At 61.0% G+C, this 12926-nt stretch carries 5 protein-coding genes; all 5 read right to left on the reverse strand.

Going from position 1 to position 12926, the window contains the following annotated elements; all coding sequences use genetic code 11:
• Nucleotides 1-6: 6 nt before the first annotated feature.
• Nucleotides 7-627, reverse strand: a complete 621-nt coding sequence (locus tag D5041_RS19275) for an AlbA family DNA-binding domain-containing protein (protein WP_265285510.1) — start codon at nt 625-627, stop codon at nt 7-9.
• Between the two features lie 609 nt (nt 628-1236).
• On the reverse strand, nt 1237-2010 hold the full coding sequence (locus tag D5041_RS19280) for a thioesterase II family protein (protein ID WP_265285766.1): 774 nt from the start codon (nt 2008-2010) through the stop codon (nt 1237-1239).
• The gene (locus D5041_RS19285) at nt 1994-3535 is read right to left on the reverse strand and encodes an aminotransferase class V-fold PLP-dependent enzyme (protein WP_265285511.1); all 1542 of its coding nucleotides are present in this window, start codon (nt 3533-3535) and stop codon (nt 1994-1996) included. The genes D5041_RS19280 and D5041_RS19285 overlap by 17 nt, the downstream gene beginning before the upstream one ends.
• Complete coding sequence (locus tag D5041_RS19290) at nt 3532-9990, reverse strand: non-ribosomal peptide synthetase (RefSeq protein WP_265285512.1); 6459 nt, start codon at nt 9988-9990, stop codon at nt 3532-3534. Before D5041_RS19290 ends, D5041_RS19285 begins: the two co-directional genes overlap by 4 nt.
• Nucleotides 9987-12920 (reverse strand): type I polyketide synthase, encoded by a 2934-nt coding sequence (locus D5041_RS19295; RefSeq protein ID WP_265285513.1) that lies wholly within the window; start codon nt 12918-12920, stop codon nt 9987-9989. The genes D5041_RS19290 and D5041_RS19295 overlap by 4 nt, the downstream gene beginning before the upstream one ends.
• Nucleotides 12921-12926: the final 6 nt, after the last annotated feature.

Raw genomic sequence — 12926 nt, forward strand, 5'->3', positions numbered from 1 at the left:
TGCGAATTATGGCCTACAGCGAGGGGGAGCTGAGTAGTTACGAACCGACTCGATCATCCGGCACGCTCTCAGGCGTTCCTCGTAGGTCCAGTCATTGGCCTCGAGAACATCCGCAGCAAACGCGGCTGTGAGGTACTCGCTCTCGAAGACCACACGGCTCAAGTCCGCGAGCGTCGCCAACGGGACTGGCTGCAGGTCGAATGGCAGGTCCCGGTGTCTTCTGCGCTCGTTGAGGATGCGTTCGTCTTGGCGGCCTGCAATGCCGCCGCGGGGGCCGACACGAATGTACGTGCGGCCCTTGTAGCGCACGGGTGGAGCGTCTGACGGAGACACGGTGACGACGGCCACCTCTGCACCAAGCAGCGTCCGCTTCTCGACAGTCATGGAGGGCATGGGCTGGATGTTGCCATCGGCTCGGATGCCTGCGAGTGTCTCCAGCAGATCACCCGTGATGGCAAGATTTGCCGGTGTCCCGTCGTCCCTGACCCATTTCGTTATACACAAGCCCGCTTTCAACCGATGCCGCTGGCGATGAAGTGTCGTAAGTGCTTGATTTGTATAGGATCGACATGAACCGCTCACACGGCGGTCAACAGCTGTAAGTTGTTGATTTGTATAGGTTTTCATGGCTTATGTATAACGGAATGTCCCTGACCCCGACGAACGCGACCCCCGGTTGACGGTGCCCGGGAAGGTCGTTGGCAAATGCACAGATCGCCTGGCACAGTTTCTCGCGCACGTCGCGGCTGTACGCCTCCTTGCGTTCGCTGCGGTCAGATTCCGGGTTGGCAAGAAGCGCCTCGAGTTCTTCGTCTGAAAGTCTCATGGTGGTTGGTTTTTAGCGCCGCTTGGCTTGGACGGGGTGCGCGCCCAAAGCCCGCGCAGAAGTCGGCACAAACACAGCCGGGACGATGCATCCGCTGCAATTGTCGCATCCATCTGCCCCGCCTGTTTTCGAGGCAATTTCGAGGCAAACTTGGCCGAAGGCAATCTGGTCAAGGCGGTCGCATCAAGCAGAGCAAGGCCGCCAACCTGATCAGTTGGCTACGCGATTACTGACGTGGTCGATCCATCCGGTCCTCGGTGACGAAGACCTACGCCGTCCCGGTCGCCAGGATGGATGCAGACGTTACCAATGACGATCGGCACGTTGACCCGCCCAAGTTGACTGGACATGCCCCGGCCAGCAACCGGGGATGGTGCCTGACGCGGAGGGTGTCGAAGAAGGCACCACCCTTACCACGCCAAGTGGTGAAGGCAATGCGTATTGACTACTTGGTGGATGCTGCCGAGAAGGTTTTGGCGTGCCGCTGGCTCGTTGAGATAAAAATGCCCACCCTTGAAGCAGCGGGCACCAATCCAGCACTGACTGTAACGCACCCACTCCTGCAATTGCTCCAGTCGGAAGTCAGGCTCCTCCTCACCTCCCACGACGAATAGTGGAGATGCCAACGGCGCGCTTGCCTCGAAGCAGTAGCGATCCAACAGGGCGAAATCGTTGCGCAATACCGGCAGGAAGAGTTCAAGCAGTTCCGGGCTGTCTTCCAGTGCCTGTGGCAGGCCGCCATAACGGCGTACCTGCTTCAGAAAATCGCCGACAGGCCACTGGCTTCGTGAAGGATCCACCCGACTCCTGCAGTGCGGAGGCTCGCGACTGGACAGAATCAGCAAGGCCGGTTGACGAGTCCCCGCTGCCTGCAATTGCTGCGCCATCTCGTACGCCAGCAAAGCCCCCATGCTGTGGCCGAAGAGAATGAAGGGGTCCGGAACGCCGGTAAGCGTACTTGCAATCAGTTTAGCCGCGAGTGTCTTGGCATCGTCACACAGCGGTTCTCCGAAGCGCCGTCCCCGTCCCGGCAACTCGATGGGACATACCTTGATCCACTCCGGAAGCAGGCCATTCCAGTCCCGGTACAGTTCGACGCTACCACCTGCGCAAGGCAAGCAGTACAGGCGGATGACAGCAGGCTCACCCGCTGCAGGAACGTTGAAATCATGAATTTTGAACATGTTCAAGGCTCTTTTCCTTTTCGAATCCCTGTTCTTCCAACTGCCTGCCGCACGCGACAACTTCATCAAGAATCGGATCGATGTCTTCGATGCGGCACAGGGGGTTGAACATCACCGCGCGCAGCATGACGCATGCGGGCGTCGCCTGGCCTGGTAGCACACGTTCGGTTCGTGAGAGGAAACTGGTACCAGAGTGGCGCAACAGCTTGTGCAGACGCACGTTTAGCGTGTTGATTTCCGGATCCTGTCGGATGGCGCGGGCGTGGCGGAAACGCCGGGGCAGATAGCGGAAGACGACCAAGTTGGTTGGAGGCTCTTGCAAGAGCTCCATATCCGGGCGAGCCTTGATCCGATGCGCCAGGGCTCGCGCACGCTCGAAGCTGTCATCGATGTATCTTCCGAAGCCGTCACCACCGATCAAATGCAGTGCCGCGTGGAGATAGATGGCGTTGGCAGGTCGCGAACCTTCGAGCGTGAAGCGACCGCTGTCCCGGGAGCCGGAGCGCACTGCATAGGGGGCTGTCGACAAAAGCATTCTCGACAAATCGCTATTCCGATACAGCAGTATTCCTGTACCCAGCGGTGTCAACAACTGTTTGTGGGCGTCAAGTGTGACGGTATCGGCCTGCTCAATCCCGGCTAGCAACTGCGCATGGGTGTGTGAGAACAGGAACGGTCCACCCCAGGCTGCATCGACGTGGAAATGGGCACCTTCCGTCCTCGCTCGGCACGCCAGTTTCTGCAGGGGATCAATGCTACCGAAGTCTGTGCTTCCGGCTATGCCAACAATGGCCAGTACTTTGCGACGCTGGCTGCGGCACGTTGCCAAGGCGATGTCCAACTGGTCCAGTCGCATGGCACCATGGGCGTCCACATCAATCTTCAGCAATGCGTTCGACGACAGTCCAAGTAGATCCATCGCCTTGTCGAACGAGTAATGCATCAGCCGGGAGCCGAGGATCACTGCATCGGTGTAGCCCTGCTCGTGGAGTTGGCGCCACCAAGTCCCCTGGTCGGTGAAGCCCCGCTTTCTGGCGCACCACATAGCGGTCAGGTTGGCCAGCGTTCCTCCGCTGGTGATAAGGCCCGGTGTGCTCTGGCTGTCGGTGCTCATCTTGTGGTAGCTCTGCTCATCCAGGTCGAACACCGTTCGATGCAACATGATCAAGGTGTTGCGTTCCAGTGCGGTCAATCCGCCCGACGACTCGGTCTTCATCAGGTTCTGATTGAACGATGTGACCAAGCGCGACAACTGTGGCATGAACACCGGCAGCGGCGAAGTCATGTGGCCCAGGCAGCGTGGATGGTGCATGCAGGCGGCCTCGGCAAGGCCGTCCTCGGCCAGCCTACCGAGGTAGTCTTCAATGCCCATCGGCTGCTCAGGCACGCGGGTAGCCGGCGTTGGTGTTGCAGACAAGCCGACGCTGCGCCCTTGCTGACGGTAGCGATGGACCAGGGCGTCAATCTGTTCGGTCCAGCACCGCTCCTGGCCCGTCTCCCAGAAAACCGGCTCCGACAGTTTCACCTTTCGTTCCCCTCTATGCTTGGATCGTTCAGCCGTTTCCGGAGCCTCTGACGTGCCGTCGGCGCAGGCAATGCTTGGTCCTCTTGCTCGGAGACACTGCCTGTTAGTCGGCGGGCCAGTTGGCTGAGTGTGCTGTACTGGAACAATTCCGCGAGGGTAATTTCCGACGCGGGATAGCAGAACTGTAGCTTGGCATGCAAACTGGCCAAGGACAGGGAGTTCAATCCCAACTCATAGAGGCCACATTGCGGATCGAGGTTGGGTGTTTCGTGACCGACAAGCGAAGCAATCAGTTCTGCAAGCTGGCGTTCCCGTGCATCAAGTACGTATGTCGGCTGGTTTACGGAAACACCCAGACCGTTCAATAGGCAGGCGCGGTCGATCTTGCCATTCGGAAGCATGGGCAACTGCGGCAGGACTTCATATCGGGTTGGAACCATGTAGTTCGGCAACTGCGCCATCAACGCCTGTCGAACCCGGGCAACGATCTTCGTCCGCGCGCCATCGCCGGACTCGATCCATGCCACGAGTTGCCGGCCGCCTTGCGGATCCGCCACCGCCAGGACGATAGCGTCTCCTTCACCGTTGGCTGCGCGAACGTGCTGGTTGACCTCGGCCAGTTCGACTCGGTTGCCGCGGATCTTGACCAAGTCGTCAAAGCGCCCCTGAAAGACAAGCTCACCATCGGCGCGCCAGTGGCCCCAGTCCCCCATGGCGAACAGCGGCTCCTGCACCGTAAGTCTGGCCGGCGCAATCGCATTGCCGACGCCATCAAGGTAGCCCACGGGCAAATGGTGCCCCGCGACATGGATATGACCGCTGTTGCCTGGCGCAACCACGTGCCCCCATTTGTCCAGCAGGTAGATCCTGCAACCCGGCAATGGCTTCCCAAGAACGACCTGATCCTCTCGGGTAGGCTGGCGAGGCCACTGGTAGACAGTGACATCGGCGACCTCGGAACTGCCGTAGCAGTTGACGAAACGCAGCGCCGGCAGCATTCGGTAGAGCGCCTCCACGTCCTCCACATCAGCGGCTTCGGCACTGCTCAACAGGATATCCAGCGATTGCCACGATCCCAACAGATCGACTCCATCCCGCAACCAACTGCGGATCAGGCTGGGCACCACGACCATGCGACTGACCGCGTGCTGTGTCATGAGGGGAAGAAGTCGCCGGCTGTCAACGACGGTATCGGTCGAGACGACCACACAACGGCATGTGGCGAGCAAGGGGTCGAGGATTTCCCAGAGAGAGTCGACGAAATTCAACGGGGTACGGATGGCGCAACAGTCGCGCTCCGTCAGCAGATAGGTCTGTGCCAGCCAGTCGGTCCGGTTCTGTGCGGTCGCCCAAGTGCCGATGATGCCTTTCGGCGTACCCGTAGACCCGGAGGTGAACAACAGGTACATGGCCTGTTCTGGCGAGGGGTAGCTGCATATCGGGCTGCTTGGGGTGGCGCCCAGCAGCGCTTGCCATGGACGCGCCTGCCTGTCGTACGGTGACGGCAGCTTCGCGCAATGTGTGTCGTCGCTCAACAGCAGTGCCGGCTGAGCCTGCGACAAGATCGCCGCAATCCGAGCGACCGGATAGTCTGCGTCCAGCGGCAGATAGATCGCACCAGTGAAGATGATCGCCAGCATGAGGCCGATCTGCTCGGCGGAGCGAGGCAGGTAGACGCCTACCACCACGTCAGGCCCCGCCCCTTGCTCTCGCAACCCAGACGCCATGCGCTGGCTACGCTCCAGTAACTGCGCGAAACTCGTATGTCCGCCTTGATCAATCAGCGCGCACCGGTCGCCGCCACGCCGCAAGGCGGCGAGCAGACGTTCCGGCAGATCGATCTGCGCCGGAACATGCTTTACTGCCGGAACACCACCCTGTCCAGACCAGTAGTGCAGGTCCAGCAATGGGGTGCCGGGCTGCGCAACGACTGCCTCCAGCAACCGGGCATAGTGTTCCAGGAAACGTTGCATGCGTGCTGGGTCGAACAGGCTGCTGGCGTAGTTGAGCTCCAGCCAAAGGTAGCCTGCATCCGGTATCACATACAGGTCCATATCCATGTGCGACGTGTGGAGGGGAGGCGGCCGTTGCCTCAAGCTCACTCCACCCTCCAGTTCTGGCCAAGCATGACGCGGCTGCATGGCGAATCCGGCTTGGTAAAGCGGATGCCGACTGTTGTCTCGCGGCACGCCATCCATCGCCACCAGCTTTTCGAAGGGATAGTGCTGGTGTTTCAGCGCCGCCACGATCCGGTCCTTGTTTTGCGCGAAGAACTCGCCGAACGGCTGCTCCGGGTGCCATTGCGTGCGCATCAGAACGTTGTTGACGAAGCAACCGAGCATTTCATGGGTCGCGGGATGATCGCGGCCGGCAACGTAGGTTCCCACTACGACGTCTTCCTGCTGGCTGTATCGTCCCAGCAGCAGTTGGTAGACGCTGAGCAGTACCATGAACAGCGTGGCGTCGTGCTGGCTGGCCAACCTCTCCAGGCGGACTACCTGCTCCCGCGTGAAGCGAAGGTTGACGCTTGCGCCACGGTAGTTCTGACGCGCGGGCCGCGGGCGATCAGTGGTGAGATTCAGCACCGGCAGGTCACTCAGCTCATCCTGCCAGAATTGCCTTGACACGCTGTCTTCCTCCTGGGCTTGTTCCCAGGCCGCGTAGTTGCCAAAGCTCCAGTTTCCGCACGGAACCGGCTGTCCTCTGCGCAGTGCCGCATAAGCATCCGCCACTTGCTGCAGCAGCACGCCAGAGGACCAGCCGTCGAACACAATGTGATGGAAGTACAGGGCCAACAGCCAGCCTTCCGGCCCAGCGTCTACCAGGACTGCCCGGGTGCTGATGCCATTTTTCAGATCAAAGCCTTGGTGGACAAAATCCGCCATCCAGTCGCGCAGGGTCAGTCCGTCCGCCAGTCGGACGTGCGCCAATCGGGGCGGCTGTGCGTCCGACAACTGATACGGATGCAATTTCTCGGGGTCGAATCCGAACCTGCAGCGCAGGATTTCATGATCCGCCAGCACTGCATCGACCGCCTTGCCCAGGCTTTCCGCGTCCAACGGGCCTTCGAGAGAAAAAAACAGTGGCAGGGCGTAGGCTGTACTGTCCGACTCCTGCTGCTCAATCAACCACAAACCCCTTTGCGACCATGACAAGGGGGCCGCTGGCTCCCCTCTGACCGGTAGTTCGCGGAGTTGCCCCCGCTCCCAGTCGACATCGGATCGACCTTGCGCTGTCAATTCCTCGCGGATTTTCGCCGCCAGTTGATCCAGCGTTGGAGTGGCAAAGATTTGTTGGGTAGCGAGGCGTATACCGGTGCGAGCCTCGATAGCGCCAAGCATGCGTACTGCGAGCAGCGATTCGCCCCCCAGGTGGAAGAAATTGGCCTGCCGCGATGCCGCATGCCTTCCAAGCAGGGTGCCCCAGCACTCGGCCAGCCAGTGCTCCAGCGGACCTTGCAGATCCATGGCAACGTCCGCATTGGCACTGTCCACGAGGCTGCGTGCGGACAATGCGCGCCGGTCTACCTTGCCGTTCGCATTCAGCGGCCAGTGGTCGCAACGTTGCCAGATGGCGGGCACCATGTTGGCGGGGAGCGCTTGGATCGCATGGGAACGCAGCACGTTTTCTCCCAGGTCGCTCTCCACCCATGCAACGAGCTGCGGATGCGGCTCCTTGCGTAGTTCCACAATGGCGCGCCCGACGAAGGAATGGCGCTGCAGCACGCTTTCAATCTCGCCCAGCTCAATACGGTAGCCATTGAGCTTGACCTGGCTGTCACGGCGCCCGATAAATTCAATGCTGCCGTCTGGCAGATAGCGCCCCAGGTCACCGGTGTGGTAGCTGTACGTCTCCAGGTCCGCCAGCGGCCCGAAAACCCGGGTCGATCCCGCGCCACTGCACAGGTAACCCGGGCTGAGCCCATCGCCGGCGCAGACCATTTCGCCACACACCCAATCGGGGCACTCTTCGCCATCATCGTTGACGATGTAGTAGCGGCTGTTGGAGATGGGTTTGCCATAGGGAATGCTCGCCCGGTCCGTATCCTCGGGGCGCAATGTATGGGTGATATTCCAAACGGTGATCTCGGTCGGCCCACCGGTGCTGTGGACGGTGACGCCGGGCGCGATGCGGGCAAGGCGGTATCCTATGTCAACCGGCAGCCAGTCGCCACCCAAGGTGACTTGACGCAGGCTACCGACCGATGCTCCCGTGTGTTCGGCATGCTCAATCAGCATTTCGGCAAAGGCCGGCACCGAATTCCAGTAGCTGACCCGGTGTTTCAGCATCAGCTTGATCCATTGCGCTGGATCGCGTCGGTGAGCCTCGCCCGGCATGACGAGCGCCGCTCCCAGGAATAGGCTGCCCAGAATTTCGACGACGGACATATCGTGGTGCAGGGCAGAGACTCCGAATACCCGGTCCTCGGAGGTAAGACCGAGCCAGTGGGCATTGTGTTCCAGCAAATTGATCAGACCGCGCTGCTGGATGGGCACACCCTTGGGCTGGCCGGTGGAGCCGGAGGTGAACAGCACGTAAATTTCCGCCTCCGGAGACCATTCGAGTTCGATGCCTTCGATCTTCAGCAATGACGTTGGCCATCGGCTGCATGCCAGGGCCTCGCCTGTGCCCTCCCAGGTCGGCAGTTCGTCGTGAGTCAATACCCATACGACCTGTGCAATCCGAGCGATTTCGTGCTGCCGTTCCTGAGGTTGTTCGATATCGAGCGGAACGTAGCTGCGCCCGGCAAGCAGGCAGGCCAGGATCGCCACGATCTGCTCGACGCTTTTCCCCAGACGGATGGCAATGCGTCCTGGTTCGCTACGCAATACTTGGGCGAGCGCATTTGCGCGCCCGACCAGTTCCTGATAGGTCAGGACTTGCTCGTCCACCCTTAACGCCACGTTCTGCGGCCAGCGCTGGGCGGCGCGAGCCAGATACCAGGCAAGCGGCATTTCCGGCCACGAACGTGCGGTGCGATTGGCTTCGGCGCGTCGCGCCCGTTGCTCCTCAGGTAGTTGGACAATCTGATCCTGCTGCAGAATCTGCGTTCCGGTAGGTGATGCCAAGCGTCGGACGATATCTGCAAAGACGCCGAACATGGCATCAATCATCCCCGTCGGGAAGCGACCTACCAAGTAGTCCCAGTTCAGGCGCAGACATCCTGCCTCCTGATAGTACTGGCAGTCAAGCCAGACCTGCGGGGTCTGACTCAGGCTGTAGGTCGGTTCTCCCAGCGCTACCGTAGCCTCGTGCAGGTTGTCCGTTCCGCTGACCGTTTCGGGCAAGGAAGTGAACACGATAGGAGCCGGCGCATAGCTGCGTCCACCGCTCAACTGATTCAGTTCGCGCAGGACGCGGACACCCGAGACGGCATCGTTCTCCATGTCCAACCAGAGTTGCTGCTGCATGGCCGCAATGCGCTCACCGAAGCGCTTTTCCCCGTCCAGCATGACCTCGAGCAAGGTGAAAGTGGCGAATTCACCGAGCACCGAGTGAATGTCCGGGTGGATGGGCTTGCGGTTGAAACGGGGCATGTTGAGCAGAAAATGTCGACTCCCGGACCAACGGGTCAAAACTTCCGCATAGCAGGCGGCCAGTAACGTGGTCAAGGTCAGACCGTGGTCGGCAACCAGTTTGCGGATCGCCCGTGTCTGCTCCGCCGTCAGGCTTATTTCGCAGCGCTCGAACCGCGGAGGATTCGGCACGCCTGCACCGACCGTCAAGGGCAGGCTTGGTGCGCTTGGCAACCGACCGATGCGTTCGCGCCAATAGTTCAAGGCGCGTGCATGGACCGGGCCTTGCTCGAATTCCATGCATGCCAAGACGTAGTCCCGGAAGGTCATGCCGAGCGCCGGGAGGGCGCAATCCGGATCACCGTACAGGCATGCCAGTTCATTGATCAGGGTCTGGATGCTTTGGCCGTCGATGCACCAGATGTCCAAACTGATCATCAGGTAGCCGATACCATTGCCGGTATCGCACCAATGGACGCGGTGCTGGGGCCACTGCGACAGATCGGCCTTGTAGTGGGCCAATTCATCCCGCAACATCGAGAGCCGCTGTTGCTGCTCCCGTCGCGAGAGCGAGCGCTGGTCGTGTCGTTCCGGAAGCCCTGTACCCGGCTGGTAAGGCAGAATACGTTGCTTTCCCTCTTCGGTTATGACCACACGCAGCATGTCGTGGCGGGCCACAAGCCGGTCCCAAGCTCGGCAGAGTCTGTCGAAGTCGAATCGCTCAGTGCGGCGTTCCATGAAGCAGTGCATGCCCGTCTGATCATCGCCCTGGCGTCCGATCCAATAAGCCTGCTGCATGTCGTTGAGCGGGAATGGCTCGAAGCGGCTGGCTTCGTCGCTGCGCAGCACCGGCAGCGGGGAGTTTTCGCTACTGGATTGTCCTTTTGCCAATCGCCTGCGCAGCAGATTCAGGGCATCATCCGAGAGCGTCTCGTTCATGATTGCACCTCACTTGCGGCTTCTGCTTCGAGTACCGATGCAATGGCGTCCACCAAGTCTCCCAGGGTTCGCATCTTCATCATTTCGGCCATGGGCAGGTCGATGGCCAGATCACGCTGCACGGCGGCGCGGATCTGGATCGCTGCCAACGAATTTCCGCCGAGCATGAAGAAGTCGGAACTCCGACTGAGCGCCGGTGCACCCAGCGCATGTCGCCAGTAGCCCGCTACGAGGTCGAAGAGCGGGTCCTGCTGCACATCGACCTGCTGCGCGGTTTGGGAGGACGGCGTGCCAGCCACTTCCTGAGAGTCGATCCAGTGTCGTGATTTGGTGAAGGGGTATCCAGGGAAGGAGATTCTTCGTCCTTGCGGATACAGCGCGCCGATGTCACTGACCACCCCCGAACAGAACGCTTGTCCCACTTGTCCCAGCCAAGCTTGATAGCCTGACGCGCCCTCGACAAGGCCGGGCAGGCAGCCTCGTGGCAGCCGACGGGCGACCAATCCCGTCAGCAGGGGCTTGGTGCCGATCTCAAGGGCGCCAGAGACATTCTGGGCTTGCAGTTGCTCCAGGCAGGCGGTGAAGCGCACGGTCTGGCGCAGGTGGTTTCGCCAGTAACGGGCGTCGGGCGCAACCTGCAACAGGGTGCCGCTCAGGTTGCTGAGCATGGGAATAGCAGGTGGGCTGAATTCGCAGGAGGACAGTCCCGCTTCGAATTCTTCCAGGATCGGATCGAGCAGCCGCGAGTGGAACGCGTGTGTGACGGTCAACCTCACAGAGTCGACTCCGGCGTCTCTCAGGGCCGTCCGGAGCCGGTCGATTTCCTCTGCATGACCCGACACCACGATTTGATCCGGCGCATTGTCAGCGGCTACATCCAAGTCGTAGCCATCGCGTAGCACCTGCCTTACTTCCTCATCCGATGCCTTCACCGCCAGCATGCCCCCATTGGAGGGCAGTCTGTCCAACAGCCTGCCGCGCAGGCAAACCATGGTCATCGCCGTTTCCAGGGACATCACACCGGCCACGCACGCAGCGACGTATTCGCCAAGGCTGTGGCCGAGCACCATATCGGGCCTGATGCCGAACTCACGCCAAGCTTCCGCAAGTGCGTACTGAATGGTGAACAGCAAGGGCTGGAGCGTTGCAGCCTGATCCAGCGCTGGCGCCATGTCGAACTGCCCGGAAAGCCAACCGGCCAGAGGAAGAGGGTGTTCTGCAGAGAGCGCCGAGTTGCAGGCATCAGCAGTTCGCCGGAACACCGGCACGTGCTGGTAGAGCCCTGACGCCATGCCCTTGTACTGGGCACCCTGACCGGTGAAGACCCAGGCCACCCTGTCCGTCGGTTCCGCGGACGCCGCAGTAGCCACCGGCAACTTGACCGCGAGATCCCTGGTGTCGCGGACCATCAAGGCCAACCGGTGGGAGAATCCGCGGCGACCATGGGCGGCAGTAAAACAGAGGTCCGCCAGATCCGTGGATCGTCCGGGGCCGGCAACCCATTGCTGAATCCGCTCCCGGTAACGGTCCAGAGCGGCGGCATCACGCGCACTGAGTACGAACAGGTGCGCGGGCAGTTGCCGTTCCGTTCGCTCTGGCTCGGGGGCCTCCTGCAGCACCACATGGGCGTTTGTTCCACCGAAGCCGAAAGCGCTGACACCAGCCCTCCGGATGCGTCCGGGCTCTCGGGGCCAGGGACGCAGGCGGTCGTTGATGAAAAACGGACTGCCTTCCAGATCCAACTGCGGATTGGGCTGTTTGAAATGCGGGGTGGGCGGCAGCATTTCGTGCTGCAGCGCCAAGACCGTCTTGATCAGGCCAGCCATGCCCGCAGCGGTGTTCAGGTGGCCGAGGTTCGCCTTGACGGCACCGATGGCGCACGGTTTCATCCGTTGAGCGCCCTGGGCAAAGGCGATCTGCAAGGCACGGAATTCGATGGGGTCGCCCAGGTAGGTGCCCGTTCCATGGGTTTCCACATAGTCGATGGTATCGGCGCTGACTCCGGCCAGACGATGCGCCATGCGGATGACTTCAGCTTGGCCATCGACGCCCGGCGCCATGAAGTCCATCTTGCGCTGGGCATCGTTGTTCACCGCAGTGCCGAGAATGAGCGCGTCGATGTGGTCGCCGTCATGGATGGCATCTTCGGCGCGCTTGAGCAGGACTGCGGCCACGCCATTGCCCATGATGGTGCCAGCGGCTTCCGCGTCGAATGGCCGGCAATGGCCGTCGGGTGAAAGAATGGTGTTGGCCTGATACAGATAGCCTTGGTCATGTGGCAGCGTCAGCGCCGCAGCGCCAGCCAACGCCATGTCGCACTGGTAGCCCAAGAGGTTCTGGCAAGCAGTCGCCACGGCCACCAGCGATGTCGAGCATGCCGTCTGGATATTCAGCGCCGGGCCACGCAACCCCAGTTTGTACGCCACCCAGGGGCTCAGGTAATCTTTATCGTTGCTGGTGAGAACCTCCAGCCATTGCGCGAGGTTGTGCTCCCGCAGCCGATCCAGATGATGCTGCCAGAGGTATACCGCCGGGTTCGAGCCGGCAAAAACACCTACCCGCTGAGCGCCAAGACGGCTCACGTCGTATCCGGCATCTTCCATCGCATGCCAGCAAACCTCGAGAAACAGGCGGATCTGTGGGTCCATCCAATCGGCCTGCTTGGCGCTGACGCCGAAGAATTCAGCATCGAAGCAGTTGATGTCTTCCAGCGGCATCCCGACGCAGACATACGCCGGATCGTCCACTACCTCGGGTTTCACCGCGCGGGCGAGCAGTTCGTCGCGACTATATTCCTTTCGCGCCAGTTTCCCTGCTGCCAAGTTGTCCCAGTAGTTCGCCAGGTTCGGGGCTTCCGCAAAACGTCCGGCCATGCCGATGATTGCGACGGCATCCGGGTGCTGATCCAGCCAGTGTTTGTTCGCGCTCATGTCTGC

Origin of the sequence: Verminephrobacter aporrectodeae subsp. tuberculatae, from assembly GCF_026127385.1 — a bacterium.
Lineage (GTDB): Bacteria > Pseudomonadota > Gammaproteobacteria > Burkholderiales > Burkholderiaceae_C > Acidovorax > Acidovorax aporrectodeae.

Coding starts and splice junctions, on each gene's coding strand:
- D5041_RS19295 (WP_265285513.1), bottom strand. CDS start 12,920: ATGAGCGCGAACAAACACTGGCTGGATCAGCACCCGGATGCCGTCGCA.
- D5041_RS19280 (WP_265285766.1), bottom strand. CDS start 2,010: ATGTTCAAAATTCATGATTTCAACGTTCCTGCAGCGGGTGAGCCTGCT.
- D5041_RS19275 (WP_265285510.1), bottom strand. CDS start 627: ATGAAAACCTATACAAATCAACAACTTACAGCTGTTGACCGCCGTGTG.
- D5041_RS19290 (WP_265285512.1), bottom strand. CDS start 9,990: ATGAACGAGACGCTCTCGGATGATGCCCTGAATCTGCTGCGCAGGCGA.